Annotated in this window: 32 protein-coding genes and 3 pseudogenes; 22 read left to right on the top strand and 13 right to left on the bottom strand. The window is 74.5% G+C overall.

Annotation, left to right across the window (positions count from 1 at the left end; translation table 11 throughout):
- Positions 1-52 precede the first annotated feature (52 nt).
- The gene (locus tag AB0E83_RS23830) at positions 53-1,072 is read right to left on the bottom strand and encodes a DMT family transporter (RefSeq protein WP_362115317.1); all 1,020 of its coding nucleotides are present in this window, start codon (positions 1,070-1,072) and stop codon (positions 53-55) included.
- 73 nt (positions 1,073-1,145) lie between these two features.
- On the opposite strand from AB0E83_RS23830, the gene AB0E83_RS23825 reads away from it, so the two are divergent.
- The gene (locus tag AB0E83_RS23825; RefSeq protein WP_362115314.1) at positions 1,146-2,063 is read left to right on the top strand and encodes a LysR family transcriptional regulator; all 918 of its coding nucleotides are present in this window, start codon (positions 1,146-1,148) and stop codon (positions 2,061-2,063) included.
- Between the two features lie 24 nt (positions 2,064-2,087).
- Here AB0E83_RS23825 and AB0E83_RS23820 read toward each other — a convergent pair whose 3' ends face one another.
- Positions 2,088-2,555, bottom strand: coding sequence for a pyridoxamine 5'-phosphate oxidase family protein (locus tag AB0E83_RS23820; RefSeq protein ID WP_362115311.1), 468 nt, complete (start codon positions 2,553-2,555; stop codon positions 2,088-2,090).
- Positions 2,556-2,643: 88 nt separating this feature from the next.
- Here AB0E83_RS23820 and AB0E83_RS23815 point away from each other — a divergent pair, with 88 nt between their 5' ends.
- Complete coding sequence (locus tag AB0E83_RS23815) at positions 2,644-3,303, top strand: cysteine hydrolase (protein WP_362115308.1); 660 nt, start codon at positions 2,644-2,646, stop codon at positions 3,301-3,303.
- Between the two features lie 154 nt (positions 3,304-3,457).
- On the opposite strand, the gene AB0E83_RS23810 is transcribed toward AB0E83_RS23815, so the two are convergent.
- On the bottom strand, positions 3,458-3,874 hold the full coding sequence (locus tag AB0E83_RS23810; RefSeq protein ID WP_362115305.1) for a Rieske (2Fe-2S) protein: 417 nt from the start codon (positions 3,872-3,874) through the stop codon (positions 3,458-3,460).
- Between the two features lie 237 nt (positions 3,875-4,111).
- Here AB0E83_RS23810 and AB0E83_RS23805 point away from each other — a divergent pair, with 237 nt between their 5' ends.
- Complete coding sequence (locus tag AB0E83_RS23805; RefSeq protein ID WP_362115302.1) at positions 4,112-5,254, top strand: AraC family transcriptional regulator; 1,143 nt, start codon at positions 4,112-4,114, stop codon at positions 5,252-5,254.
- Positions 5,255-5,390: 136 nt separating this feature from the next.
- On the top strand, positions 5,391-6,002 hold the full coding sequence (gene lepB, locus AB0E83_RS23800) for a signal peptidase I (protein ID WP_362115299.1): 612 nt from the start codon (positions 5,391-5,393) through the stop codon (positions 6,000-6,002).
- A 50-nt stretch (positions 6,003-6,052) separates the two neighbouring features.
- Here lepB and AB0E83_RS23795 read toward each other — a convergent pair whose 3' ends face one another.
- Complete coding sequence (locus AB0E83_RS23795; protein ID WP_362115296.1) at positions 6,053-6,682, bottom strand: TetR family transcriptional regulator; 630 nt, start codon at positions 6,680-6,682, stop codon at positions 6,053-6,055.
- A 210-nt stretch (positions 6,683-6,892) separates the two neighbouring features.
- Between AB0E83_RS23795 and AB0E83_RS23790 the strand changes: the two genes are divergently transcribed.
- From AB0E83_RS23790 to AB0E83_RS23765, 6 genes are all read left to right on the top strand, one after another.
- Entirely contained in the window at positions 6,893-7,573 is a 681-nt protein-coding gene (locus AB0E83_RS23790) for a DUF6230 family protein (RefSeq protein ID WP_362115293.1), read from the top strand.
- A 136-nt stretch (positions 7,574-7,709) separates the two neighbouring features.
- Positions 7,710-8,180, top strand: a complete 471-nt coding sequence (locus AB0E83_RS23785; protein ID WP_362115290.1) for a DUF6114 domain-containing protein — start codon at positions 7,710-7,712, stop codon at positions 8,178-8,180.
- Complete coding sequence (locus AB0E83_RS23780; RefSeq protein ID WP_362115287.1) at positions 8,177-8,962, top strand: DUF6230 family protein; 786 nt, start codon at positions 8,177-8,179, stop codon at positions 8,960-8,962. Before AB0E83_RS23785 ends, AB0E83_RS23780 begins: the two co-directional genes overlap by 4 nt.
- Complete coding sequence (locus AB0E83_RS23775; RefSeq protein WP_362115284.1) at positions 8,956-9,366, top strand: DUF6114 domain-containing protein; 411 nt, start codon at positions 8,956-8,958, stop codon at positions 9,364-9,366. Before AB0E83_RS23780 ends, AB0E83_RS23775 begins: the two co-directional genes overlap by 7 nt.
- The gene (locus AB0E83_RS23770) at positions 9,363-10,004 is read left to right on the top strand and encodes a hypothetical protein (protein ID WP_362115281.1); all 642 of its coding nucleotides are present in this window, start codon (positions 9,363-9,365) and stop codon (positions 10,002-10,004) included. Before AB0E83_RS23775 ends, AB0E83_RS23770 begins: the two co-directional genes overlap by 4 nt.
- Positions 10,001-10,717: a DUF6230 family protein gene (locus AB0E83_RS23765; RefSeq protein ID WP_362115278.1), complete on the top strand. Its 717-nt coding sequence runs from the start codon at positions 10,001-10,003 to the stop codon at positions 10,715-10,717. Before AB0E83_RS23770 ends, AB0E83_RS23765 begins: the two co-directional genes overlap by 4 nt.
- 39 nt (positions 10,718-10,756) lie before the next feature.
- Here AB0E83_RS23765 and AB0E83_RS23760 read toward each other — a convergent pair whose 3' ends face one another.
- Positions 10,757-10,939, bottom strand: a complete 183-nt coding sequence (locus AB0E83_RS23760) for a hypothetical protein (protein ID WP_362115275.1) — start codon at positions 10,937-10,939, stop codon at positions 10,757-10,759.
- A 131-nt stretch (positions 10,940-11,070) separates the two neighbouring features.
- Here AB0E83_RS23760 and AB0E83_RS23755 point away from each other — a divergent pair, with 131 nt between their 5' ends.
- From AB0E83_RS23755 to AB0E83_RS23725, 7 genes are all read left to right on the top strand, one after another.
- Entirely contained in the window at positions 11,071-11,919 is an 849-nt protein-coding gene (locus tag AB0E83_RS23755; RefSeq protein WP_362115272.1) for a HipA family kinase, read from the top strand.
- Positions 11,916-12,299 (top strand): DUF3037 domain-containing protein, encoded by a 384-nt coding sequence (locus tag AB0E83_RS23750; protein WP_189849307.1) that lies wholly within the window; start codon positions 11,916-11,918, stop codon positions 12,297-12,299. The genes AB0E83_RS23755 and AB0E83_RS23750 overlap by 4 nt, the downstream gene beginning before the upstream one ends.
- Positions 12,300-12,512: 213 nt before the next feature.
- Positions 12,513-13,274: a 3-oxoacyl-ACP reductase FabG gene (gene fabG, locus AB0E83_RS23745; protein ID WP_362115269.1), complete on the top strand. Its 762-nt coding sequence runs from the start codon at positions 12,513-12,515 to the stop codon at positions 13,272-13,274.
- A gap of 40 nt (positions 13,275-13,314) precedes the next feature.
- The gene (locus tag AB0E83_RS23740; RefSeq protein WP_362115266.1) at positions 13,315-14,082 is read left to right on the top strand and encodes an SDR family oxidoreductase; all 768 of its coding nucleotides are present in this window, start codon (positions 13,315-13,317) and stop codon (positions 14,080-14,082) included.
- 149 nt (positions 14,083-14,231) lie between these two features.
- The gene (locus AB0E83_RS23735) at positions 14,232-15,812 is read left to right on the top strand and encodes an ABC transporter substrate-binding protein (RefSeq protein WP_362115263.1); all 1,581 of its coding nucleotides are present in this window, start codon (positions 14,232-14,234) and stop codon (positions 15,810-15,812) included.
- A gap of 123 nt (positions 15,813-15,935) precedes the next feature.
- Positions 15,936-16,619, top strand: coding sequence for a uracil-DNA glycosylase (gene ung, locus AB0E83_RS23730; protein WP_362115260.1), 684 nt, complete (start codon positions 15,936-15,938; stop codon positions 16,617-16,619).
- 71 nt (positions 16,620-16,690) lie between these two features.
- Entirely contained in the window at positions 16,691-17,164 is a 474-nt protein-coding gene (locus AB0E83_RS23725) for a hypothetical protein (RefSeq protein WP_362115257.1), read from the top strand.
- A gap of 6 nt (positions 17,165-17,170) precedes the next feature.
- On the opposite strand, the gene AB0E83_RS23720 is transcribed toward AB0E83_RS23725, so the two are convergent.
- From AB0E83_RS23720 to AB0E83_RS23710, 3 genes are all read right to left on the bottom strand, one after another.
- Complete coding sequence (locus AB0E83_RS23720) at positions 17,171-17,704, bottom strand: hypothetical protein (RefSeq protein WP_362115254.1); 534 nt, start codon at positions 17,702-17,704, stop codon at positions 17,171-17,173.
- A 114-nt stretch (positions 17,705-17,818) separates the two neighbouring features.
- On the bottom strand, positions 17,819-18,355 hold the full coding sequence (locus AB0E83_RS23715; RefSeq protein WP_362115251.1) for a DinB family protein: 537 nt from the start codon (positions 18,353-18,355) through the stop codon (positions 17,819-17,821).
- A gap of 33 nt (positions 18,356-18,388) precedes the next feature.
- Entirely contained in the window at positions 18,389-18,673 is a 285-nt protein-coding gene (locus AB0E83_RS23710; RefSeq protein WP_362115248.1) for a hypothetical protein, read from the bottom strand.
- Between the two features lie 18 nt (positions 18,674-18,691).
- On the opposite strand from AB0E83_RS23710, the pseudogene AB0E83_RS23705 reads away from it, so the two are divergent.
- Positions 18,692-18,817: pseudogene (locus AB0E83_RS23705) on the top strand (monooxygenase); the annotation flags it as partial.
- Between the two features lie 58 nt (positions 18,818-18,875).
- Positions 18,876-19,781, top strand: coding sequence for a Gfo/Idh/MocA family oxidoreductase (locus tag AB0E83_RS23700; protein WP_362115245.1), 906 nt, complete (start codon positions 18,876-18,878; stop codon positions 19,779-19,781).
- On the opposite strand, the gene lnt is transcribed toward AB0E83_RS23700, so the two are convergent.
- Positions 19,726-21,315: an apolipoprotein N-acyltransferase gene (gene lnt, locus AB0E83_RS23695; protein ID WP_362115242.1), complete on the bottom strand. Its 1,590-nt coding sequence runs from the start codon at positions 21,313-21,315 to the stop codon at positions 19,726-19,728. The genes AB0E83_RS23700 and lnt overlap by 56 nt on opposite strands.
- Before the next feature lie 57 nt (positions 21,316-21,372).
- Positions 21,373-21,819: a nuclear transport factor 2 family protein gene (locus AB0E83_RS23690; protein WP_362115240.1), complete on the bottom strand. Its 447-nt coding sequence runs from the start codon at positions 21,817-21,819 to the stop codon at positions 21,373-21,375.
- 78 nt (positions 21,820-21,897) lie between these two features.
- Between AB0E83_RS23690 and AB0E83_RS23685 the strand changes: the two genes are divergently transcribed.
- Positions 21,898-22,491 carry a flavin reductase family protein gene (locus AB0E83_RS23685; RefSeq protein WP_362115237.1) on the top strand — a complete coding sequence of 198 codons (594 nt, stop codon included), beginning with the start codon at positions 21,898-21,900 and terminating at the stop codon, positions 22,489-22,491.
- Positions 22,492-22,574: 83 nt separating this feature from the next.
- Here the strand turns inward: AB0E83_RS23685 and AB0E83_RS23680 are convergent, their stop codons facing one another.
- Positions 22,575-23,447: an undecaprenyl-diphosphate phosphatase gene (locus AB0E83_RS23680; RefSeq protein WP_362115234.1), complete on the bottom strand. Its 873-nt coding sequence runs from the start codon at positions 23,445-23,447 to the stop codon at positions 22,575-22,577.
- 135 nt (positions 23,448-23,582) lie between these two features.
- Positions 23,583-24,344, bottom strand: a complete 762-nt coding sequence (locus tag AB0E83_RS23675) for a TVP38/TMEM64 family protein (RefSeq protein ID WP_362115231.1) — start codon at positions 24,342-24,344, stop codon at positions 23,583-23,585.
- 47 nt (positions 24,345-24,391) lie between these two features.
- On the opposite strand from AB0E83_RS23675, the gene AB0E83_RS23670 reads away from it, so the two are divergent.
- Both AB0E83_RS23670 and AB0E83_RS23665 read left to right on the top strand, forming a co-directional pair.
- On the top strand, positions 24,392-25,144 hold the full coding sequence (locus AB0E83_RS23670; protein ID WP_362115228.1) for a DNA alkylation repair protein: 753 nt from the start codon (positions 24,392-24,394) through the stop codon (positions 25,142-25,144).
- Between the two features lie 65 nt (positions 25,145-25,209).
- A pseudogene (locus AB0E83_RS23665) lies at positions 25,210-25,812 on the top strand (patatin-like phospholipase family protein); the annotation flags it as partial.
- Positions 25,813-25,918: 106 nt separating this feature from the next.
- On the opposite strand, the pseudogene AB0E83_RS23660 reads toward AB0E83_RS23665, so the two are convergent.
- Positions 25,919-26,014 (bottom strand): annotated as a pseudogene (locus AB0E83_RS23660) (leucine-rich repeat domain-containing protein); the annotation flags it as partial.

Below are 26,014 nucleotides of genomic sequence, written 5' to 3'. Positions count from 1 at the left end.
CGGACCGTCTCCGCCCGGCGGTTCCGCCCGGCGGGCGGAGGGGCGGGGCGGGTCAGGTGCGGGCCGGGGCCCTGCGGGGGGTCTCGGCGGAGGAGGCCGGGGCGGTGCGGGAAGTGGCGGGGGTCCGTGCCGGGGCGCGGGTCTGGGTCAGGGCCGCGCCGAGGAGGACGACCGCCGCGCCCACGGGAGTGTTCCAGGCCAGCCGCTCGCCGAGGAAGGCCACGCCCGCCGCCGTCGCGATGACCGGGATGAAGTACGTGACCATGGACGCGGTCGTGGGGCCGACCTCGGCGACCACGCCGTACTGGAGCAGCATCGCGTAGCCGGTGCCCAGCGCGCCGAGGGCGATGACCGAGAGCAGCGGGAGGAGCTCGACCGACTCCGGGAGGGTGGTGAAGAACGGGGTGACCAGCGCCAGTTGCAGCGTGGCCAGGCCGACCTGGCCGGTCGCCAGGGACAGGTGCGAGGCGCCGGTGCCGCTCAGGGTGCGGCGGACGTAGATCCAGCCGACCGCGTAGCTGAACGAGGCCAGCAGCGCCAGCGCCGTCCCCGTCACGTCCAGGCCCGAGAAGCCCTGCCAGGCGCCGAGGACCGTCAGGACGCCGATGAAGCCGATGCCGAGCCCCGCCGCGCGCACCCGGGTGGGCCGGTCCTCGGAGAGCGCCACGAGCGAGAGGACCATGCCCCACAGCGGGGTCGTCGCGTTGCAGATCCCCGCCAGCGTCGACGGGATCGTCAGCTCCGCGTACGCGAAGAGCGAGAACGGCAGCGCGTTGAGCAGGAAGGCCGCCACCGTCAGGTGCCCCCACGTCCTGGCCCCGCGCGGCAGCCGGTCCCGCTTCGCCACCAGCGCCACGGCCAGCACCGCCGTACCGAACAGCAGCCGGCCGAAGGTCACCTGGAAGGGGGCGAAGCCCTCCGTGCCGACCTTGATGAAGAGGAAGCTGAAACCCCAGATGAGGGCCAGCACGCCGAAGCGGACCCGCCAGTCGAGGAGGCGGACGCGGAGCGGGCGGCGGGCGGGGGAGGGGGACGGTCCGGGGGAGGGGGCGGAGGCGGCTTCGTGGCTCATGTACACAGGGTGACGGGCCCGACGTCGTAGAACAAGCGAGATTGTGTCGACCCCTTCGCTTAGCATTGCTTACATGTTGAACCTGGAGCGCCTGCGCACCCTCGACGCCGTCGCCCGGCACGGCTCCGTCAGCGGCGCCGCCGACGGGCTGCACGTGACGACCTCCGCCGTCTCCCAGCAGCTGTCCAAACTGGAGCGTGAGGTGGGTCAGCAGCTCCTCGCCAAGAACGGGCGCGGGGTGCGGCTCACCGACGCGGGCGTGCTGCTCGCCGAGCACGCGGCCCGGATCCTCTCCCACGTCCAGCTCGCCCAGGCCGACATCGAGGCCCAGCGCGGCCAGGTCGTCGGCGAGGTCCGGCTCGTCGGCTTCCCGACCGCCGCGCGCGGCCTCTTCCCCGCCGCCCTCGCCTCCCTGCGCGCCCGCCACCCCGACCTGCGGGTCCGCACCGCCGAGTTCGAACCCGAGCAGGGGGTGCGGGCGGTGCTGCGCGGCGACGCCGACCTCGCCATCGTCCTGGACTGGAGCAACCGGCGGGCGCCGGTCCCCGGCGAGCTGGAGCGGGCCCATCTCCTCGACGACTCCGCGGACGTCGCCCTGCCGGCCGGGCACCGGCTCGCCGGACGGGAGGCGGTGGACCTGGAGGACTTCGCCGACGAGGACTGGGTGTCCTGGCCGGAGGGCGAGTTCTGCCACGACTGGCTGATGTTCACCCTCCGCTCCCAGGGCATCGAACCGCGCATCGCCCACTTCGCCGGCGAGCACCACACCCAGCTCGCGCTGGTCGCCGCCGGGCTCGGCGTGTGCGTCACGCCCCGGCTGGGCCGGCCGCACCCGGACGGCGTGGTCTGCGTGCCCGTACGGCAGCAGGTGCGCCGGCACATCTACGCCACCTGGCGCACCGACGCCGGCCGCCGGCCCTCCCTGCGCGCGGTCGTCGAGGCCCTGCGGGAGGCGGGGCGGCCGCACGCCGACCGGCCGCACGCCGACTGACCGGGCCCCGCCGGAAGGGACGGCCTACGCCCCGCCGAGCTTGCGGAAGTCCCAGGAGGCGATCGCGTCCGGGGTCAGCCGGAGCCAGGCGTGCCGGCCGTCGTGCGGCATGGCGTCCAGGCCGAAGTTCTTCGCCGCGAAGAGGCGCTCCACCGCGTCGAGTCCGGGGCACGGCTCGCCCGTGCGCGGCGCCTCGCCGACGAAGACGGCCGTCCCCGACAGCTCGGCCCCGCGCAGCTCGCCGTACTCCTCGCCGTCGTCCACCAGGACGGAGATCCGCGGATCGGCGCGCAGTTCGGCCCAGCGGCGGCTGCGGGTCAGCGAGTAGAGCCAGAGCGAGGTGCCGTCCCACGCGAACCACAGCGCGCTGACGTGGGGACGGCCGTCGGCGGAGACGGTCGCGACCCGGCAGGTGCGCTGCTCGGCGAGGAAGGAGTCGAGCTCCTCCGGGGTCATCATGATCCGGCGTCCACGGCGCTGCGCGACGGTCATCGTCCGCACCCTTCTGGATTTCTGATGAGACGTCAGAAATCATGGGTGCGCGACCACGCCGGTGCAAGGGTACGTGCGAGGGGGAGAGATGGGCCGAAGGGAAGAACTCGGCGAGCTGCTGCGCCCGGACGGAACCGTCCTGCTCACCGTCGAGTGCCAGCAGGGGGTCGTCGGCCCGGACGGCGCCCTGCCCGAACTCGCCGCCGTCGCCCGCGGCTCGGGCGCCCTGGCCAACGTGGCCCGGCTGGTCGACGCCGCCCACGGCGCCGGCGTCCAGGTGATGCACGCCGTCGCCGAGCGGCGCCCCGACGGGCGCGGCGCCAACGACAACGCCCGCCTGTTCCGGGCCGCCGCGCGGCTTCCCGTGCAACAGCACAGCGGCTCCACGGCGGTACGCGTCGCGGAACCCATCCCCGTGGCGGACGAGGACCTGGTGGTGCGCCGGCTGCACGGCCTGTCCCCGCTGGCCGGGACGGACGTGGACGCGCTGCTGCGCAACCTCGGCTGCCGCACCCTCGTCGTCACCGGCGTCTCCGCCAACGTGGCCGTGCCCAACGCCGTCTTCGACGCGGTGAACCTCGGCTACACGGTCGTCGTGCCCCGGGACGCCATCGCGGGGGTGCCGGCCGACTACACCGCCGCGATGATCCGCCACACCCTCGCCCTCGTCGCCACCCTCGCGACCACCGACGACCTGCTCGCCGCCTGGAAGGCGCCGAGGCGCCCCTCCGCCGGCGGCCGCGGCTAGGCGGGCGGCCGGGGAGGGGAACTCCGTCAGGGGGATCCCGTCCGGCGGGAGGGGGACTCCGCCCGGAGGGGAATCCCGTCCGGAGGGGAATCCCGTCCGGCGGGAGGGAGACTCCGCCCGGGGGGATCCCCTCCTGGCGGGAGGGGGGACTCCGCTAGCCGAAGGAGATCTCCTCGCCCTTCACCTCGATCGGCTCCGGCGGCAGCGACGACGTCGCCGGGCCCGACTTCACGCTGCCGTCCGACATGTCGAACCTGCTCTGGTGGCACGGGCAGACGATCGCGCCGTCCTTCACCTCGCTCACCGCGCAGCCCGCGTGCGTGCACTTCGACGAGAACGCCTTGAACTCCCCGGCCTTCGGCTGGGTGATGACGATCCCCTCGTCCGCCAGGACCTTGCCGCCGCCCACCGGGATGTCCCCGGTCTTCGCGAGCGGACCCCGCGGAGCGCCGTCCCCGCCCCCCGCGGCGGTGCCGCCCTCCGCGTCCGTGCCCCCGCACGCGGCCAGTGCCGCCGAGGCGAGTCCCGCCCCGCCGGCCGCCACCACGGTCCGCCGTGCCACTCCGCTCATGCCCTGCCCCTTTCCCGCGCGGGCGCCGTGCGCCGCGTCCGTCCGTGCGCACTGCCGTGCGCCGGGAGCGACGGTAGACGCAGTTGCTGTGACGTACGCCCGGTTCGCCACAGACTCCCTCCCTCCGCCTGACAGTCCGCATTAGAGTGTCCGAACCTGGACATCCCTCAGGTGAAGTGTCAAGCGCGCCGAGGATCCGGCGGGGGCCGGCGCGCGGCCGGAACGGAGGCGACGGGCATGCGGACGGCGTCGGGGTCGGTCAGCGCCCACCACGTACGGGCCGTGGCGCTGGGCGCCCGGCGGCTCGGGGTGGACCCCGCGCCCCTGCTCGCGCGCGCCGGGCTGCCGCCCGGACTGCTCGGCGGCGGCGCGGACGGCCCGGAGCGGGTGCCCGCCGAGCGGTTCGGGCGGCTCGTCCGGATGCTCTGGGCGGCCCTCGACGACGAGCTGATCGGCTTCGGCGGCCACCCCACCAAGGTCGGCACCTTCGCGATGATGGGCCACGTCGTCGTCCACGGCAGCCGCGATCTGCGCCAGGCCCTGCACCGCGCCCGGGACTTCTACGCCCTCTTCCCCGGCGGGCCGGGCCTCCGGCTCGTCGAACCGGCCGGGCCGGCGGGGGAGGGCGGCGGACGCGACGAGGCCCGGCTGGAGTTCGACGTCTCCGGGTACGACGACCCCCTCCACTTCGGCGTGGAGGCCACCGTCCTCGTCGCCCACCGCTTCGCCGGCTGGCTCGTGCGCCGCCGGATCGGGCTGCGCCGCGTCGAGTTCGCCCACCCCGAGCCCCGCCACGCCGCCGAGTACGCGCTGCTGTTCGGCGCCCCCTGCGTCTTCGGCGCCGGACGCACCGCCGCCGTCCTCGACCGCGCCGACCTCGACGAGCCCGTCCTGCGCGACGCGGACGCCCTCGCGGACTTCCTCCGCCGCGCCCCCGACGGGGTGCTCGTCCGCGCGGAGTGGGGGAGCACGGCCACCGGCCGGGTGCGCCACCTGATCGGCAGGGCGCTGCCCGCCGGGCCCGTGCCCACGCCGGAGGAGCTCGCCGAGCGGCTCTCCGTCAGCCCGCAGACCCTCCGCCGCCGACTGGCCGCCGAGGGCACGACGTACCAGCGGCTCCGCGACCAGGTGCGGCGGGATCACGCCATCGCCGCGCTCGCCGCGGGCCGGGTCTCCATCGAACGGCTCTCCCGGCAGCTCGGCTTCTCCGAACCCAGCGCCTTCCACCGCGCCTTCCGCCGCTGGACCGGCGAGACCCCGCGCGCCTACCGGAACCGCGCCCGGGGCGCCGTGCCCGCGGCCGGGCCCGTACCACCGCCCGTACCCGGTTCCGTACCGCCGCCCGCCCCCGGTTCCGTACCGTCCCGCCCGGCTTGGTAGACGCGCGGTCAACAAGGCTGAGCGGTACGGTCACAGTCGCCGTCCGCCGCCCGGCCTACCGTCCCGCCATGACCGAATTCGACCGGTCCGGGGCCGCACCGCACCCGGGCCGAAGGGGCCGTCGAAGGGGCCACTGGTGAGGGCGGGCCGCGCCCTCGGCGCCGTCCTCGGCACCGGCGCCCTGCTCTGCCTGCTCGCGGGAGTGGCCGTGATCGCCCTCGGCGTCAGGGTGGACGGGTCCAGCATGGACCCGACCCTGCACCCGGGCGACCGGATCCTCGTCTCGCCGGGCTCGCGGGGGCGGGTGCGCCGCTTCGACGTCGTCCTGCTGCGCGGCGGCCGGCAGGACTCCCTCATGGTGAAACGCGTGATCGGAGTGCCCGGCGACCGGGTGGCGATCGTGTCGACCGGGGAGGACCCCTTCCAGGTCCTGCTCCAGGAGGGCGGCACGGGGCCCGTGTACCGGGTGGTCGCCGACCAGTGGGCCGGCCGTGCCCACCGGGCGGGCGCGTGCTGCTCGGCCGACGGCACCCGGACGGCGCGCGCCGCGCTGCGGACCGTGCCGGAGGGCGGCTTCTTCTACCTGGGCGACAACCCCGATCTGTCCGACGACTCCCGGCAGTACGGCTGGGGCGCGATCGACCGGGTCGAGGGGCGGGTCGGGCTGCGCGCCTACCCCGTCTCGGCGGCGCCGGGCCTCGGCAACCGGCCCGCCCTGGAGGAGTACGCGGGGCCCCGGCCGCCGTAGGAACCGCTCCCGGAACCGGACCCGGCGCGCCGTGGCCCGGTCCGGTCCGCTCAGCCGCCGGACCGGGTCCGGGCGGGGCGGGCCGGCGGCACCTCCGCGCCGGTGCTCAGGGCGATCCGCACCACCGTGTCCGCGACGCGGCGGGCCGACTCCTCCGGCGAGGCCGTGGCCTGGACGACGTGACTCGCCGTCAGGCGGACCGCCGCGTCCACCGCCAGGTCGCGCGCCACCGGGTCGACCGAGGGCCAGTTCTCGGCCGCGTACGTCCCGACCGCCGTCGTCGCCAGGTCGAAGGCGGCGGCCGACCGGGTCGTCAGGTGGGGGAGGAGCCCGTCCTCACCGGTGCTGGTCAGCATCGCCCTGATCAGCGGGTTGCGGCCGGCCAGCGTCAGCGTGAAGAGCACCGCGGCCTCCACGGCCGCGCGGAGGTCGCCCGGGTGCGCGTCCAGGCCCTGCTGGACGCCGACCAGGCAGCGTTCCAGCTCGCGCCGGAACAGGGCCTCGCCGACCGCCTCCTTGGAGGGGAACTCGGAGTACAGCGTCTGCCGGCTGACGCCCACGTCACCGGCCAGGTGCGCCATGCGCAGCCTGCCGAAGCCGTGCTGCGCGACCCGCGCGAAGGCGGCGTCCAGCAGCCGTTCGCGCAGCAGTGTCCGGACCGTCTCCCTGAAGCGTGCCATCGCGACAGCGTAGAGCAGCGCCCGGATCCCGCCGGAAGGCGTCAGAACCACCAAGCCTGTCCGCACTATTGACACAACTTCTCATAGTGTCCAATTCTCGAACGGGCAGCAGCTGAGTGTCCGTCGTCCTCGGCCTCCGGCCCCGGACGTACGGCTGTCCCTCGTTTCCACCCCGCGCCGTCCGCGCGGACCAACGGTTGGAGAACCCTCATGCAGAACGAGCCCAGAGGCGTCACCCGCTGGCGCAGATCGGCCTTCCTCGCCGTCCCCGCCTGCGCGGCGGTCGCGGCCATGGCCACCGCGATGGTCCAGGGAGCCCTCGCGGCCAACCTCTCGCTGACCAGCGTGCCGTTCACCCTCAGCTCCAAGACGGTGGCGGCCCCGCAGGGCATCGGCGCGGTCATGCACACCATCGACGCCGGCGGCCCCAAGGGCGCCGCGCAGGTCGGCATCGCCAAGGCCGGCCTGGACGGGATCTGCGTCCACGCCACGCAGTCGGTCAACCTCCCGGTGATCGGCAGCCTCGGCACCTGGTCGCTGAACATCTCCTCGCCCGCCGCCGCGACCCCGCTCACCAGCGACCAGCTGGCCAACGGCGCCGGACTCCAGGCCAACAAGCTCATCCTCGACGCGCAGGCGCTCAAGGCGGCCACCGCCACCCTGAACGCCACCGACGCCACCCCGAACGTCATCGGTGCCGCGGCCGACGGCGCGGGCATCAAGGCCACCGGCATCCAGGACGGCGCCGCGGGCCAGTTCGGCCTCGACGCCACCGGCGGCCGCACCGACATCAGCAACCTGAACGCCGACGCCAACGGTGCCACGATCGCCGGAGCCATCACGCTGCCGGACCTCGCGATCGCCATCAAGCACGGCGACACGGGCTGCTGACACCCCCTCCGCACCGCATGAGCACCACCGCACGTCCCGGACCGGGGCGGCGCGCCACCGCGGGGCGCGCCGCCCCGGGACCGTCCGCCGGCCCCTCCCTCCCGAACGCCCTCCCGAGCACCCCTGCGAGGCTTCCGTGACGACCACCGACCCGCCCGCCTCCGGCCCGGCCCGCGCCCGCCGCGCCTTCCGCCGCTTCCGCCGCACCCGCCCCTTCTGGGCCGCGGTGTGGATCGCCCTCGGCGGCTTCGTGATCTTCTTCCTGCCGATGGCCCCGCTGGGCAGGATCCTCCAGGTCGGCGTCGGCGGCATCGCCGGCATGGCGGGCGGCGTCGTCATCATGGCGATGGCCCTGCTCGTCCTCGCCCTGCCCGGCCAGCGCCACACCGCCGGGACCATCGCGGTCATCGCCGGCGTCGCCTCCTTCCCCCTCTCCAACCTCGGCGGCCTCTTCGTCGGCATGGGCCTCTCGGTCCTGGGCGGCGCCATGGCCTTCGGCTGGCTGCCCGAGAAGCCCGCCCGCCGCCGCGGCCTCCTCCGCCGCCGCGACCGCGCCGCCGACGGGACGCCCGCGTCCCCCGTCTCCCTGGGGAGCGGATCCGCATGAACCCCCTCCTCACCGGCGCCCGCAAGGCCGGCGCCCCGCTCGCCCGGCTCGGGGCGCACAGTGTCCGCGCCACCGCCGGCTGGAACGCCCGGATGCTCGCCGAGGCCGCCGACGGCACCCGGCGCGGCACCCGCTGGGGCCGCGGCGCCTTCGCCCTCGTCCCCTCCTGCCTCGCCGTCGGCGCGCTCGGCGCGGCCCTCGCGCAGGGCGCGCTCGCCGCCAACTTCAGCGTCACCGGCCAGCCGTTCACCCTCACCTCCAACGGCGTCTCCGGCTCCGGTTTCGGCGCCATCGTCAACACCCCCGCCGTGGGCCGCCCGGACGGCACCACGACCACCACCACCGCGATGGCGCGCGTCGGTTTCGCCAGCGCCGGCCTGGCCGGGCTGTGCGGGATCGTCCACCAGTCGATCGCGGGCGTGCCGTACTCGCTCCTCCTCACCGGCGGCCAGAGGGTGACCGCGACCCCGCCCACGAGCTTCACCACCGACATCGACGCCTCGAACCTCTACATCCAGGCGACCGAGCTCCAGGCCTACGGCCCCACCACCCTCCAGAACGCGGTCCTCGGCCAGTCCGCCGACCAGGTCACCGTCGCCGGCAAGCCGCTCACCGGCGCGCTCCCGGGCGGCTTCGGCCTCGGCTCGGCCGGCGGCGAGGGCGGCAGCTCCATCCGGCTGCACGGCCTCAACGCCACCGCGTACGACGCCGAGATGGCCGGCGCGCTCGTGCTGCCCGACCTCAAGCTGAGGGTCGTCGCCGGAACGGCCACCACATGCTGAGCCGGCTCCGGACCGCGTACGTCTGGTTCCGGGCCTTCCGGCGCACCCGGCCGTTCTGGGGCGGGGTGTGGCTGGTGGCCGGCGGCTGGACCGTGCTCAAGTTCTCCCTCAGTTCGGTGCAGCTCATCGTCAGCACCGGCTTCGGCGGCGTCGCGGGCTACCTGGTCGGCGGCGGGATGATCCTGTGCGGACTCATCCCGCTCGCCGCCCCCCGGCAGCGCTACACCTTCGGCCTCATCGGCTGCGTCCTCGCCGTCGTCTCGCTCGTCGTCTCCAACCTCGGCGGCTTCCTGCTCGGCATGGCGCTCGGGGTGCTCGGCGGCTCGATGACGGTCGGCTGGGGCACCAAGCGCCCGCGCGGCGCCCGCGTCCCCCGCTCCGCGCCCGAGGCGGTGGAAGGATGACGGGCGGGCCGCGCGGGGGAGCCGGCGCGCGGGGGCGGCGCAAGGCGCTCGCGGTCGTGGCCGCGCTGCTGCTCGCGGTGGCCACCGCGCTCGCCGCCGGGCAGCCGAGCAGCGCCGCCGGACGGCCGCCCCTGGCCGTGGAGCCGCTCGGCGTACCGTTCCTGCCGAGCCCCCACCCGCTCCACGTGACCATCGACAGCATGGTCGCCGTCTCCCTGACCGTCGACAAGGACGTCACCATCCGGCTCTCCGACGGCACCACCCGGGTCACCAACAAGTACACCTTCACCAAGCTGAAGATCCGCTCCCACATGAACGTGACGCAGCGGGCCGACGGCCACACCCTCGTCATCGACGTGCCGAACGAGGGCTCGCTCGGCGGCTACGACAGCGCCGGCCGGCCGGAGACCACGACGATGTGGGGGAACATCACCAACGTCTGCGTCCGCGTCCTGTTCAAGATCTGCGGGATCCAGGGACTGCTCGACTTCTTCGGCTCGCTCATCCCGCTGACCGCCGGCGCGGAGGAGTTCGCCGGCGACATCTACGCCATCCGGACCGTCGACGACCACGCGGACCTCAACTCCACCGACAACCCCGTCCACCTCCCCGGAACGATCACGGTGACCACGCCATGAGCCGCCTGGACCCCCGCCCGGACCCGCCCCGCCCCGAGGGCCGCACCCACTGGTGGCGCTCCCTCGCCGTCGCCGTCCCCGCCCTCCTCGCCGCCGGCGGGCTCGGCTCGGCGATGGCCACCGGGGCGCTCGCCGTCGGCCTCCGCGTCCAGGACCGGCCCGTCGACTTCACCACCAGCAGCCTGTACGGGACGCAGTACGGCGCCGCCGTCGTCGACCAGGAGGTGGTACGGGCCGACGGCACGACCGGCAGCGTGCGGGTGCTGCGCATGGGCTTCGCCGACGGCGTCCTCAACGGCCTCTGCCTGAGCCGGCCCCAGCAGATCGCGGGAGCCACCTACACGCTGCTGCTCACCCTCGGCGACGACAACCCCGGCTCCTGGGAGATCCGCACCCGGAACACCGTCCTCGACCTCAGGAACGCCACCGGCGAACTCGACATGGACGGCATCGTCGACCTCAACGTCAACGGCGCCGACGTCCGCACCGTCAAGGACGCCTCCGGCGCCTACGTGCCCAACCCGCTGGGCGCGCCGCAGCACCGTTTCGGCATCCAGGCCCGCTACGCCAAGTTCGACCGGATCACCGGCACCGCGCAGGACTTCCAGATCCCGGGCCTGCTCACCACGCCCCGGCTCAAGCTGTCCGTCCGGCCCGGCACCGTCGCCTGCCCCCCGCCCGCCGCCCCCACCGGGACCCCCGGCACGCCGTGAGGCGCACCGGGGCCGGCGGCCCCCGGCCCCGGTCCGGCCTCAGTCCAGCAGGCCGAGCAGCCAGCCGAACAGGTCGCCGACCGCGCCGAAGGCCCACTGCGCCGCGACCACCAGCAGCACGCAGAAACCGAGGAAGAGCACCGTCCCCCAACCACAGCCGTGCCCGCCCACGTCGGCCCCGTCGCCGTCCCTGCCGCCGAACTCGAAGTCGAACAGGCCCATGAACTCCCCCTGATCTTCCCGCGGGGCCTCCGCGGAGCCCCCCGGCCCCGTCCCCCTGATCCCAGGACTCCTCCGGGGACCCGCCGGTTCCCGCCCCGGCCCCGGCGCACCCGGCCGGTTAGCCTGGCACGATGCTTACAGAAGTGACAGCGACCCGCTACGTCACGCCCCTGCGCGAGGGCGGATCGCTCCCCGGGATCGTCGAGGCCGACGACCTCGGCACGTACGTCATGAAGTTCACCGGTGCCGGGCAGGGCCGCAAGACCCTCGTCGCCGAGGTGATCTGCGGCGGGCTCGCCCGGCGGCTCGGGCTGCGCGTGCCCGAACTGGTCACCATCCAGCTCGACCCGGTCATCGGGCTCTCCGAGCCCGACCAGGAGGTGCAGGAGCTGCTCAAGGCGAGCGGCGGCCTCAACCTGGGGATGGACTTCCTGCCGGGCTCGCTGGGCTTCGACCCGCTCGCGTACGAGGTCGGCCCGGAGGAGGCCGGGAAGGTCGTCTGGTTCGACGCGGTGATCAACAACGTCGACCGGTCCTGGCGCAACCCGAACATGCTGGTCTGGCACGGCGACCTCTGGCTCATCGACCACGGCGCCACCATGATCTGGCACCACAACTGGCCGGGCGCCGCGGCCTCCGCCGCCAAGCCGTACGACGCCTCCGACCACGCCCTCGCCCCCTTCGCGCCGGACATCGCCTCGGCCGCCGCCGAACTGGCGCCGCTCGTCACCCGGGAGCTGCTCGACGAGGTCGCCGCCGAGGTGCCCGACGAGTGGCTGGTGGACGAGCCCGGCTTCGACTCCACCGACGCCCTGCGCGCCGCGTACGTCGAGGCCCTGCTGCCGCGCGCCGCCTCCGTCCACGAGCGGATCACCCTCGGCCCGCGCACCGAGCGCCGCCCGCAGCAGCCGCCCGGCTGGCTCGCCGAGCGCCTCGCCCCCCGGCCGCAGCACGCCCCCGAGAAGGACAGCACCACGTGACCGACCGCGATGTCTTCGAGTACGCGCTGCTGCGCGTGGTGCCGCGCGTCGAGCGCGGCGAGTGCTTCAACGCGGGCGTGGTCGTCTACTGCCGTGCCCGGTCCTTCGTCGCCGCCCGCACCCACCTCGACGAGGCCAAACTGGCCGCGCTCGACCCGGCGGCCGACGTCACCGGCGTCCGCGCGGCGCTGCGCGCCGTCGAGGGGGTCTGCCTCGGCGGGGACGCGGCCGGGCAGGCCGCCGGGGACGACGCCGGCCGGCGCTTCCGCTGGCTGATCGCGCCGCGCTCCACGGTGGTCCAGCCGGGCCCGGTCCACACCGGCCTCACCGGCGACCCCGAGGCGGAGGTGGAGCGCCTGCTCGACCTCCTCGTGCGCTGACGCGCCGCCTCCTCGCGCGGCGACGCGCCGCCTTCCCGCGCGGTGTCGTGCCGCCGTCGCCGGGGGAGTGACGACAGAGTGACGGGGTGCACCCGGTGGGCCGTTGACACCGGGTGCCAGGGCTTCTAGCGTCTCGTCCTGCGGTCGATACTAAGCGGTCGCTCATGTCCCGGGGGAGAGCCCGGGAACCCCTGAGGGCGAGGAGAAGCAAGCATGTCCACCACCGAGCAGCGCGTAGCCGTCGTCACCGGTGCCGCACGGGGCATCGGCGCCGCCACCGCGATCCGCCTCGCGGCCGAGGGCCGCGCCGTCGCCGTCCTCGACCTCGACGAGGCGGCCTGCAAGGACACCGTCGAGAAGATCACCGCCGCCGGCGGCCGCGCCCTCGCGGTGGGCTGCGACGTCTCCGACGGCGCCCAGGTGGAGGCCGCGGTCGCCCGGGTCGCCGCCGAGCTCGGCGCGCCGACGATCCTCGTCAACAACGCGGGAGTGCTCCGCGACAACCTGCTCTTCAAGATGTCCGAGGACGACTGGGACCTGGTCATGAACGTGCACCTCAAGGGCGCGTTCCTGATGGCGAAGGCCTGTCAGAAGCACATGGTCGACGCGGGCTTCGGCCGGATCGTCTCGCTCTCCTCCTCCTCGGCGCTCGGCAACCGGGGCCAGGCCAACTACTCGGCCGTCAAGGCCGGCCTCCAGGGCTTCACCAAGACCCTGGCCAAGGAGCTCGGCAAGTTCGGCGTCACCGCCAACGCGGTCGCCCCCGGCTTCATCGTCACCGAGATGACCGCCCAGACCGCCGAGCGCGTCGGCATGGGCTTCGAGGACTTCCAGGCCGCCGCCGCCTCCATGATCCCGGTCCAGCGCGTCGGCCGCCCCGAGGACGTCGCCAACGCCATCGCCTTCTTCACGGGCGACGACGCCGGCTTCGTCTCCGGCCAGGTCATGTACGTGGCCGGCGGCCCGCTCAACTGACCCCGCGCAGCGAGAACGAAGCGAGAACGAGGAGAGCGGAATGACCGCACAGCAGCCGCCGGAGCCCTCCGGCAGGGTCGCGCTCGTCACCGGCGCCAGCCGGGGCATCGGCTACGGCATCGCGGAGGCGCTCGTCGCCCGCGGCGACCGGGTCGTCATCACCGGACGCGGCGAGGAGGCGCTCAAGGAGGCCGTGGAGCGCCTCGGCGCCGACCGGGCGGTCGGGGTCGCGGGCAAGGCCCACGACACCGCCCACCAGGCCGCCGCCGTCGAGGCGGCGATGGACGCCTTCGGCCGCGTCGACTACCTGGTGAACAACGCCGGCACGAATCCGGTCTTCGGGCCCATCGCGGACCTGGACCTGGACGTCGCCCGAAAGGTCTTCGAGACCAATGTCGTCTCGGCGCTCGGATTCGCGCAGCGGACCTGGCACGCCTGGCAGAAGGAGAACGGCGGCGCGATCGTGAACATCGCCTCCGTCGCCGGAATCTCCGCCTCCCCCTTCATCGGGGCATACGGCGTCAGCAAAGCCGCGATGATCAACCTGACCCAGCAGCTGGCGCACGAATTCGCGCCGGTGGTCCGGGTCAACGCGATCGCCCCGGCCGTCGTGAAGACGAAATTCGCCCAGGCGCTCTACGAGGGCCGGGAGGCCGAGGCGGCCGCCTCCTATCCGATGGGCCGGCTCGGCGTGCCGGAGGACATCGGGGGCGCCGCGGCCTTCCTGACCTCGGATCAGTCGGGCTGGATCACAGGTCAGACGCTCGTCGTCGACGGCGGCATTTTCCTGAACGCCGGAGTCGGGTGACCGATTACCGGACACTTTCCGGGATTCCGTGTCCGGATTGGCCCCGGTTGCATCTCGATTGCCTCAAGTGCCCCGCCGGGCTCGCCCATTGACCTGGCGGGGTACTGCGGTATCGTCGGCCGACCCCAGGCTGAACGAGGAGCGTGCACGTGTTCAACCGGACGAGTCTGCAGGCCGCTGCAGCCCTTGCGTCCATATCCCTGGTATCCGGATGCGGTGTTTTCTCGGATACCGAATCCGCCGGGGAGCAGAGGATCACGATCGGGACGACAAGTTCGCCCACCACGCTCGATCCGGCGGCTTCCTGGGACAATTCCTGGGAGCTTTTCAGGAACGTCTACCAGACCCTGCTGAGTTTCCCCACCGGAACGACCACTCCGAAGCCGGACGCGGCCGAATGCAAATTCACGGACGCGTCCAGCCGGGTCTTCGAGTGCACGCTCCTCGAAGGGCTCACGTTCTCCAACGGCCACAAGCTCGACGCCAAGGCCGTGCAGTACTCGATCGAGCGCATCCGCACGATCGACGCCGAGGGCGGCCCCAACGGCATGCTCGGCTCGCTCGACTCCATCGAGACGGTCGGCGACCGCACGGTCGTCTTCAAGCTCAACAAGGCCGACGCCACCTTCCCCTTCGTCCTCGCCACGCCCGCGATGTCGATCGTGGACCCGGCCGAGTACCCGGCCGACAAGCTGCGCGAGAAGGACGGCAAGATCGCCGGCTCCGGCCCGTACGTCCTCGACGGGTACGAGGTGGGCAAGCAGGCCGAGCTGACCCGGAACCCGAACTACAAGGGCTTCGCCGACCGCAAGAACGGCGGCGTGACCATCAAGTACTTCGACGACTCGGAGACGATGGTCAAGGCGCTGCGCAACGAGGAGATCGACGCCACCTACCGCGGTCTGACCGCGGAGGAGGTGACCTCGCTCCAGGACGCCAAGGAGGAGAACAAGGGCCTCCAGATCATCGAGTCCACCGGCGCCGACATCCGCTACCTCGTCTTCAACACCGAGGACGAGTCCGTCGCCGACCCGGCCGTCCGCCGGGCCATCGCGCAGCTCGTCAACCGCGGCGAACTGGTCAGCAAGGTCTACCGGGGCACCGCCGAGCCCCTGTACTCGATGGTGCCCAAGGGCATCGCCGCCCACACCACCAAGTTCTTCGACACCTACGGCCACCCCGACAAGGCCAAGGCGAAGAAGATCCTCCGCGAGGCCGGCATCACCGAGAAGGTCGAGCTGAACTTCTGGTACACGACCGACCGGTACGGCTCCTCGACCGCCGCCGAGTTCGCCGAGCTGAAGCGCCAGCTGGAGGAGTCCGGCCTCTTCGAGGTCACCGTCCAGGGCAAGCCGTGGACCGAGTACCAGGCCGCCTACCAGAAGGGCGAGTACCCGGTCTTCGGCCGCGGCTGGTTCCCCGACTTCCCGGACCCGGACAACTTCGTCGCCCCCTTCCTCGGCAAGAAGAACGTGCTCGGCACCCCCTACCTGCGCCCGCGCATCACCGACGAGCTGCTGCCCAAGTCCCGCCGCGAGAGCGACCGCGGGGCCGTCACCGACGAGTTCGTCGAGGCGCAGTCCATCATGGCCGACGACGTCCGGCTGCTGCCGCTGTGGCAGGGCAAGCTGTACATCGCGGCCCGCGAGGACATCGGCGGCGGCGAGCGCGCGCTCGACCCGCAGACCGTCATGCAGCTGTGGGAGCTGCACCGCCGGGCCAGCTGGTAGGCGGGACCGGAGGCCGCGGAGGCGGCCGGCGGGCGCCGGTGCGGGAGACCGCCGGCGCCCGCTGTCAGTGGGGCCCGGTAGGTTCCGTATCCAGAACTGCCGAACCACCGGAGGGTGTGGACCGTGACCGACATCAACATGCTGCCCGAATCCTGGCGGGGCGTCCTCGGCGAGGAGCTGGACAAGCCGTACTTCGCCCAGCTCGTCGAGTTCGTCGAGCAGGAGCGGGCCGCCGGGCCGGTCTACCCGCCGAAGGACGAGGTCTTCGCCGCCCTGGCCGCCACCCCGTACGACAAGGTGAAGGTCCTGATCCTCGGTCAGGACCCGTACCACGGCGAGGGCCAGGGCCACGGCCTGTGCTTCTCCGTCCGGCCCGGCGTGAAGACCCCGCCGTCCCTGCGGAACATCTACAAGGAGATGCAGGCGGACCTGGGCCTCCCGATCCCGGACAACGGCTATCTGATGCCGTGGGCCGAGCAGGGCGTGCTGCTGCTCAACGCGGTCCTCACCGTCCGCGCCGGCGAGGCGAACTCGCACAAGGGCAAGGGCTGGGAGAAGTTCACCGACGCCGTCATCAAGGCCGTCGCCTCCCGCCCGGACCCCGCCGTCTTCGTCCTGTGGGGCAACTACGCCCAGAAGAAGCTGCCCCTCATCGACGAGGAGCGGCACGTCGTGGTGAAGGGCGCCCACCCCTCGCCGCTGTCGGCGAAGAAGTTCTTCGGCTCCAGGCCGTTCAGCCAGATCGACGAGGCCGTCGCGGCCCAGGGCCACGAGCCGATCGACTGGCGCATCCCGGACCTCGGCTGAGCCTCGGCCGGATCGGGGCCGCGGCCGGTTAGCGTCGTTCCTCCACGCAGGGCGAGCGCCGGGAGGCCGCGGTGACCGAGCAGCAGCGGACAACGGATGAGGCGGTCCTGACCCGGATCGGGCAGGCGAGGATGCTGCTCCACGGGGGCGACCGGGAGGAGGCCCGCAACCGCCTCGGCACCCTGTGGCAGCAGCTCGGCCCCGACGGGGACCCCCTGCACCGCTGCACCCTCGCCCACTACCTGGCGGACGCCCAGGACGACCCGGACACCGAACTGGCCTGGGACCTGCGCGCCCTGAGCGCCGCCGAGGGACTGGAGGACGGGCGGCTCGCCGCGCACGACTCGGCCCCCGCCCTGCGGGCCCTCTACCCCTCGCTCCACCTCAACCTCGCCGCCGACTACGCCAAACTGCGGCGGCCGGACGCCGCGCGGGCCCATCTGGACCGGGCCCGCGTCGCCTCCGAGGCCCTCGACGACGACCGCTACGGCAGGGGCGTCCGGGCCGCGATCGACCGGCTGGACCGGCGGCTTCGCGAGGGGTGAGCCCCCTCAGCCCCGCGCCCGGCGCGCGGACACGTCCCGGCACAGTTCGGCCTGGACGCTCGCCGGGTCCCAGCCGCCGTACCGTTCGCCCAGGTCGCACACGTCCGCGCCGGTGACCGGGGGCACCTCCCGCGGCGGCCCTTCCGGCCGCTCCGGCCCCGGGACCCCGGGCGCGACCGGGCGCGGCACCTCGGCCCGGGGCCGGGCCGACGGGCGCTCGCGGACGGGGACGGGGGTGGGGGAGGGCTCGGGGGCGGCGGTACGGGGCGGGGCGGCGCGGCCGGTGGTGCGACGGGTCTCGCCCCGGGGCGGGGCGACGGCGGGCGCCGGCGACGGAAGGGCCGCTTCGAGCGCCTCCCGGGCCGGCCCCTGGAGGGCGATCTGCGGCTCCACGTCCTGGGCGGGGCGTACGGGCTCGGCGGCGGGCGCGGGGGCCGGTGGGGGCTCCGGGGGCGGGCCGTCGACGGCCGTGCATCCGGCCAGGGCGGCGACGACGGCCGCGCCGGCCAGGAGTCGCGCGGGGGTTCGGGTTCCTTGCACCCGCGCCACTCTGCTGCTCCGGCGACGATCTTCGAACCCCTACCGGCGGGGAATGCCCCGCACGGGTGAGCGCCCGGTCACCCTCCTTGACCGGGCGGACCGCGGAGCGGGACGTCAGACGCCGGTGGCGCCGTCGATCCGCTCGCGGATGAGGTCGGCGTGGCCGTTGTGCCGCGCGTACTCCTCGATCATGTGGAGGTAGATCCAGCGCAGGTTGAACAGCTCGCCGCTGTGGTGGACGCCGGCTCCGAGGTCGTCGAGGGAACGCCCGGCCGCGATCTCGCGGGCGCGGGCGATCTCGGCCTGCCAGACGGCGTACGCCTCCGCGTAGGTGTCCTCCGCGGTGGTGTGGATGTCCCGGTCGAAGTCCTCCTCGGTGGCGTACAGCCAGGTGGTCTCCTCGCCGGCGAGGACCTTGCGGAACCAGCCGCGCTCGACCTCGGCCATGTGCCGGACCAGGCCGAGGAGGCTGAGGGCGGAGGGCGGGGCGGAGGCGGTGCGCACCTGCGCGTCGGTGAGGCCCGCGCACTTCGTCGCCAGGGTCGCGCGGTGGTAGTCGAGCCACTGCTCCAGGGCCTGGCGCTCGTCCGCGGTGGTGGACGGTTCGACGCGCTCGGGCGCTGCCGTGTGATCGATCGTCATACGGGGCATCGTCGCGGACGGCCGGCCCCGGCCGCCAGCGGTTCAGCGTGACGGGCCGGTGAGCGTTCCGCGCAGCAGCTCGCCGAGACCGGTCCGCGGCTCCGCCCGGCTCGGCACGGCCGCGTGGCAGGAGCCGGCGGCGCGGGAGAACATCAGCCCCTCGCACCGGGCGATGACCGAGAGCGCGTGCCGCTCCGGGGCCGGCGAGCCGGCGCCGCGCATCATCGCGGTCACCGGGTCGCGGAAGGCGGAGCCCGCCCGGTCGCAGAAGCCGCGCGGCCCGGGGCGGCGGGTCGCCTCCGGGGCCGGCTCGACCGGCGCCCCCACCCTCGTCCCGGCCCGCCCGCCGTCGCCCTGCGCGACAGGCTCGTGCGGACCGTCTCCCGCTTCGGACCCGGCTTCCTCCGCGGCTTCGACGGCGTCGCCGACCGGCGCCCGCCGGTCGAGCCGGCCCCCTCCCGCGTAAGCTGACCGGCGCGAACGGCCCCCGTACCACGGGCCGTCGGACCACCGCAGAGGGAGAGACCCCGTGAAGATCGGCTGCATCGGACTCGGCGACATCGCGCAGAAGGCGTACCTGCCCGTCCTCGGCACCCTCCCCGGGGTCGAACTCCACCTCCAGACCCGCACCCCCGCCACCCTGGAGCGGGTCGCCGACACCCTGCACCTGCCGGCCGCCCGCCGCCACCGGGACCTCGACTCGCTCCTCGCCGCCGGACTCGACGCGGCCTTCGTGCACGCCTCCACCGACGTCCACGCCGAGATCGCCGCCCGCCTCCTCGACGCCGGCGTCCCCACCTACGTCGACAAGCCGCTCGCCTACGAGTACGCCGACTCCGAGCGGATCGTGGAACTCGCCGAGAAGCGGGGCGTCTCCCTCGCCGTCGGCTTCAACCGGCGCTTCGCCCCCGCCTACGCCCAGTGCCTCGACCACCCGCGCGACCTGATCCTGCTGCAGAAGAACCGGATCGGACTCCCCGAGGACCCCCGCACCTTCGTCCTCGACGACTTCATCCACGTCGTCGACACCCTCCGCTTCCTGCTCCCCGGACCGGCCGACCACATCGACGTCCGCGCCCGGATCCGCGACGGCCTGATGCACCACGTGGTGCTCCAGCTCTCCGGCGACGGCTTCACCGCCCTCGGCGTGATGAACCGGATGAACGGCTCCACCGAGGAGGTCCTGGAGGTCTCCGGCCAGGACACCAAGCGCCAGGTCCTCAACCTCGCCGAGATCGTCGACCACAAGGGCCAGCCCACCGTCCGCCGCCGCGGCGACTGGGTCCCGGTCGCCCGCCAGCGCGGCATCGAACAGGCCGTGCTCGCCTTCCTCGACGCCGTCCGGGACGGCCGGGTGCTCAGCGCCCGCGACGCCCTGCTCACCCACGAACTGTGCGAGCGGGTCGTCCGCGACGCCCTGGACCAGGCCGCCTGAGCGCCCCGGCGCCCGCCGCGCACACCGCGCCGACCACGGCGCACGCACCGTACAGCGGCCAGTCGCCCCAGCGGGCGTAGGGCGTCGTCGCCCCCGACAGCGGCAGCTCCCGTACGACGGCGCCGCTCGCGTCCGTGCCGACGACGGGCCCCACGCGCCCGCCGTCCGGACCGTACGCGGCGCTGATCCCGGTCAGCGTCACGTGCGCCACCGGGCGGCCCGTCTCCGCCGCCCGGAGCGCGGCCAGCGCGGCATGCTGCGCGGGGGCCCAGCTGTGCTGGAAGGTGCTGGTCGCGGACTGCACCACGATCACGTCCGCCCCGTCCCGGGCCAGCCGGCGGCTCATGTCGGGGAACGAGGACTCGAAGCAGACCAGCGGTCCGATCCGCAGCGGGCGCTCGCCGCCGGGCAGGCGCATCACGACCGGTGCCGTGCCCCGCCGCCGGTCCTCCCGCGCCGCCTCGCCCACGGACGTCGCCCAGCCGAGCAGCCCCCGGGCCGGCACGTACTCGCCGAAGGGCACGAGCCGCATCTTGTCGTACCGGTCACCGGTCGGCCCGTCCGGTGTGAACAGCAGGGCGCTCTTGTAGATGCCGGGACGGTCCGCGCGGCGCGCGTCCACGTTCACCAGGAGCGGCGCGTCCACCGCCCGCGCGAGACCGGTGAGCCGCGCGGCGAGCGCCGGATCGCCGGCCGGGTCCCGGCCCACCCCGCTCTCGCCCCACACCACCAGGTCCACCCGCTGCCCGGCGAGACCGCGGGTCAGCTCCCCGGCCCGGTCGAGCCGCCGCTCCGCCCCCTCCGGCCCGTCGTGCACCCCCGGCTGTACCATCGCCACCCGCACCGACCCCGACGGGCGCGGCGCCCCGGCGCCCCACGCCGCGACCCCCGCCACCAGGGCGCAGCCGGCCAGCCCCGCCGCCCCCACCGCCCGCGGCCCCGGCACGGCGACCAGCAGCACCACGGCCGTGTTCACCGCCACCACCAGCAGGCTCACCAGCCACACCCCGCCGACCGACGCGAGCCGCAGCGCCACCGGCACCTCCCACTGGCTCGCCCCCAGCAGCCCCCACGGCCCGCCCAGCCCCTCCCACGACCGCACCAGCTCGATCAGCAGCCACCCCGACGGCACGGCGAACAGCGCCGCGGCGGCCCGCCGGAGGCCCGGCGCGCCGCCGAGCAGCGCCCGCGCGAGCACCGCCCACGGCACCCAGAGCAGCCCCAGCAGCACCGCCATGACCAGCAGGAACACATGCACGCTCGGCAGCAGCCAGTGGTGCGCGGCCAGCAGGAACCCGGCGCCCCCGCACCACCCGTCCAGCGCGGCGCGGCGCGCCCCCGGAGCCGTGCGCACCAGCAGCAGCCAGGGCACGAGACAGACGTACGCCCACCACCACAGCCCCGGCGCGGGGAACGCGAACGCCGGCAGCGCGCCGAGGACGACGGCGAGCGCCGACCGGAGCACGCCCGCCGGCCGGTGCCGGTCCGGGGCCCGTCCGGCGTCCGGCTCCGCGCGCCCGAAGGGGTTCCGCATGGCGTGCCTCCCGCCCGTCGCCTCCAGTCTGCGCCCGCCCGCCGCGACGGGGCCCGCTCAGGGCAGCCGGCGCCAGCGCTCCTCGACGACGACCGAGCGCAGGCGCCAGCCGTCGGCGGTGCGGCGCGCGGCGAAGGCGTACCGGCCGCCGCAGACGAAGTCGTCGCCGGAGGCCGTCCGCATCGGGTTGACGTAGTCGGCGCGGACGTCGGCCGCGTCGCCGTACTCGCCGTAGCCACCGGGCAGGTGGAGGGTCACCCGCCGGTTGACGATCAGGTGCTGGCGCACCGGGAAGAGCGGCATCGTCTCCGCCAGCCAGTCGGCCACCTCGGCCGCGGGCCCCTCGACGCCGCCGGAGCCGGAGTAGTCGGCGCGCCCGTCGGGGGTGAAGAGGGCGCGGTAGGCGGTCCAGTCGGCGTCGTCCACGGCCGCCGCGTAACCGGTGATCAGGTCGTCGATGGCGAGCCGGTCCATCACGTTCGCGAGGTCCACGCGCTGCGTCATCGCCTCAGTGTCGGGCAGCGGGCGTGCGGAGCCAAGAGGCGTGCGCCCGCCGTCCCGTACGACGGTCATACTGGCCGGATGCGCATCGACGTCGACCCGTCCCTGACCGACCCCGCCTCCGTCTACCGGCTGCTGACCGCGACCGTCGTCCCCCGGCCGATCGCCTGGGTGTCCACGAGCTCCGCCGACGGCACGGACAACCTCGCCCCGCACTCCTTCTTCACCATCGCCTCGGTGAACCCGCCGGTCGTGCAGTTCACCTCCGTCGGCCGGAAGGACTCGCTGCGCAACGTGGAGGAGACCGGCGAGTTCGTGGTGAACCTCGCCCCCGAGGGCCTCTTCGAGCAGATCAACGCGACGGCGACGGACTTCCCGCGCGGGACGAGCGAGTTCGACGCGTGCGGGGTGGAACGCGAGCCGAGCCTCCGGGTGAAGGCCCCGCGCGTGGCCGCCTCGCCGGTGGCGCTGGAGTGCGTCCTGCACAGCACGCTCCGGATCGGCGACTCGACGGTGGTCTTCGGGCGCGTCGTGCACGTGGCCGTCGACGAGGCGTCCATGGCCGACGGGCACCCCGAGATCACGAGGATGCGGCCGCTGACCCGGCTCGGGAAGAACGAGTGGGGGACCCTGGGCGGCGTCCGGGAAATCGCCCGCGTCCCGTACCGGGGCTGAGGCGCGCCCCGTACCGGCGCCGGAAACGGGCCGGGGCGGGCCCGCGCGGTGCGGGCCCGCCCCGGCCGGGCGTGGTGCGGCGGTCAGTCGGCGGACTCGCCCGCGTGCGGGCTGAGGACGTCCGTGCCGACCAGGACGAACAGCAGGATGCCGAGCGCGATGCGGTAGATCACGAACGGCATGAAGGACTTCGTGGTGATGAACTTCATGAACCAGGCGATCACCGCGTACCCCACCCCGAAGGCGACGATCGTCGCGAAGACCGTCGGGCCCCAGGAGACGTGCCCCTCGCCCGCGTCCTTCAGCTCGAAGAGGCCGGAGGCGAGGACGGCGGGGATGGCCAGGAGGAACGAGTAGCGGGCGGCGGACTCGCGGGTGTAGCCCATGAGCAGACCGCCGGAGATGGTCGCGCCGGAGCGCGAGACGCCCGGGATGAGGGCCATCGCCTGGCAGAAGCCGTAGATCAGGCCGTCGCGGACGCCGAGGTCCTTGAGCGTCTTGCGCTCGCGGATCGCGCGGTGCCGGCCGCCGATCTCGTCGCGGGCGGCGAGCCGGTCGGCGACGCCGAGCACCACGCCCATCACGATGAGGGTGGTGGCGATGAGCCGCAGATCGCGGAAGGGGCCCTCGATCTGGTCCTTGAGCGTGATGCCGAGGACGCCGATCGGGACGGAGCCGACGATCACCAGCCAGCCCATCTGGGCGTCGTGGTCGGAGCGCATCGACTTGTCCGTCAGCGAACGGAACCACGCCGAGACGATCCTGCCGATGTCCTTGCGGAAGTAGATCAGGACGGCGGTCTCCGTACCGATCTGCGTGATCGCCGTGAAGGCCGCGCCTGGATCCTCCCAGCCCGCGAAGGCCGCGGTCAGTCGGAGGTGCGCGCTGGACGAGATGGGAAGGAACTCCGTCAGCCCCTGGACGAGCCCGAGGATGAACGATTCGAACCAACTCATGGGGCTAGGGCCGTCCCGTTATGTACGTGTGCGGTCAGAAGGTCGAGCGCAGCGTACCGTCCCCAGGTGACGGGCCCGTGTCCAGGTGGGACCGGCGGCGGGCCCCGGAGGGGGCGGCCCGCCGGCCGGGCCGGATCAGGGAGCGGCCACGGGCTCCCGCTCCGCGGCGACGGCGGCGGCCGCGGGCCGCGGGGAGACCGGGCGCCGCAGCGCGTGCCGCTTGCGCCAGGCCACCACCGCCGCGCCCAGCACCGACAGCACGATGAACCCCGCCGAGATCAGGAACGCCGGGGACCCCGGCTCGCCCGCCCGCGCCCCGGCCACCACGTAGGCCGCCGTGTTCGGCACCGTACCGATCGCCGTCGCCAGCAGGAACGGCGCGTACCCCATCCGGGAGACGGCCGCGCCGTAGTTGGCGGCGGCGAACGGCACGCCGGGGAAGAGCCGGATCGCCAGCATCGAACGGAAGCCGTGCCGGCTCAGCTGCCCGTCCGCCGCCCGCAGCCACCGCCCCCTGAGCAGCGGCCGCAGCGCGTCCTGGCCGAGCACCCGGCCCAGCGTGAACGAGATCCCCGCGCCCAGCACCGTCCCCGCGACCGCCGCCGTCAGGCCGGCCCCCGAGCCGAAGAGCGCGCCCGCCGCCAGGTTCAGCACCGGCCGCGGCACGAACGCCGCCGTGCACAGGCCGTACGCCAGTCCGAAGAGCAGCACCGCGCCCGCGCCGCCCGTCCGCGGCCATCCCGCCGCCAGCAGCCGCTGCGGCTCGTACAGCACCACCAGCGTGGCGGCGCCCAGCAGGACGAGCGCGAGCAGCGAGAGCCGCGACCGGGGCGAGAGCAGGGCCCGGGAGCAGCGGACGGCGAACGGGTCCGTCGGCCGGGGCACGGGAGCGAGCATCCCGGGAGAGTAACGGACACCTCCGTATGATCGCCGTAATGTGCGCCATGTCCGCTCCCGACGCAGCCCCTGACGCCGCCTCCGGTCCGGGGGCCGGCCCCGTGCGCGGCGACGTCCCCGACAGCGAGCTCGCCGACGTCCTCGTGGCCCGGCTGACCACGCTCTATCCCGCTGCCGGGAACCCCTTCCGGGCGCAGGAGATGGTCGCGTACATGAAGGGCGCGGCGCCCTTCCTCGGCATCCGGGCGCCGGAGCGCCGCGCGCTCTCCCGGGCCGTGCTGGACGGCACGCCCCGCCCCGGCGAGGGCGACTGCGAGGCCGTCGCCCTGCGCTGCTTCGCCCTGCCCGAGCGCGAGTACCACTACTTCGCCGTCGACTACCTGCGCCGCCACGTGAAGCGCTGCTCGTCCGGCTTCCTGCCCGTCGCCCGCCGGCTCGTCACCACCGTCTCCTGGTGGGACACCGTCGACCACCTCGCCGCCCACGTCGTGGGCGGACTCGTCGCTGCCGACCCCGCGCTCGCCGGGGAGATGGACGCCTGGATCGACGACGAGGACCTCTGGATCGCCCGCGCCGCCCTCCTCCACCAGCTGCGCTTCAAGGGGGACACGGACGCCGACCGGCTCTTCTCCTACTGCCTGCGGCGGGCCGCCGACACCGACTTCTTCCTCCGGAAGGCGATCGGCTGGAGCCTGCGCGAGTACGCCAGGACCGCCCCCGGCGAGGTGCGCGCCTTCGTCGCGGCCAACCGTTCCCTCTTCTCCCCGCTCTCCGTCCGCGAGGCCCTCAAGCACCTGTGAGCCGGGGCGGTCCGGACGGCCACCCCGCCGCGGCCGCCGTCCGGCGGCTGCGCCAGACTCGGAGCATGACGGACGAGGAGACCACGCCCGCGGGCGGGACGACGGGCGGTTCGACGGGCGGGACGACGGGCGGCGGGACGGCGCTCGTCCTCGGAGCGGGCGGGCTCGTGGGCGCCGCCTGGGAGGTGGGGATCCTCCACGGCCTCGCCGAGGCGGGCGTGGACCTCTCCGACGCGGACCTGGTCGTCGGCAGCTCCGCCGGCGCCGTCGTCGGCGCCCTCCTCACCTCCGGCACCACCGCCCCCGCCGAGCTGTACGGGCGCCAGACGGACGGCGCGGACACCGAACCGGCCGTCCGCTTCGGCCCCGGGACCCTCCTGCGGTACACCCTCGCGGTGCTGACCTCCCGCACCCCGGAGGCGTACGGCCGCAAGCTCGGCGGGCTCGCCCTGCGCGCCCGCACCGTCGACGAGGCCACCCGGCGGGCCACCGTGGCGAAGCGGCTCGGCGGCGTCACCGAGTGGCCCGGGGCGGGCCGGCTCCGGCTGACGGCCGTCGACGCGCGGAGCGGCGCGCTCGCCGTCTTCGACGGCGGCGCCGCGGACGTCGGCCTCGTGGACGCGGTCACGGCCAGCTGCGCGATCCCGGGCGCCTGGCCGCCCGTGAGCCTCGCCGGGCGGCGCTGGATCGACGGCGGCGTCCACTCCACCGCCAACGCGCACCTCGCGGCCGGGTGGGAGCGGGTGGTCGTCGTCGCGCCCACCGCGATGGGCAATCGAGGCTCTCCAGCGCCGGCAGGTCGCTGCCGGCGATGCCGCGCACCACCTCGGCGCCGAGCCCGCCGGTCTCCACGACCAGGGTCTCCAGACC

Source organism: Streptomyces sp. NPDC035033 (assembly GCF_040636735.1).
GTDB lineage: Bacteria > Actinomycetota > Actinomycetes > Streptomycetales > Streptomycetaceae > Streptomyces.
Note: the sequence above shows the minus strand (reverse complement) of the source record. Positions and strands in the feature narration are given on the sequence as shown.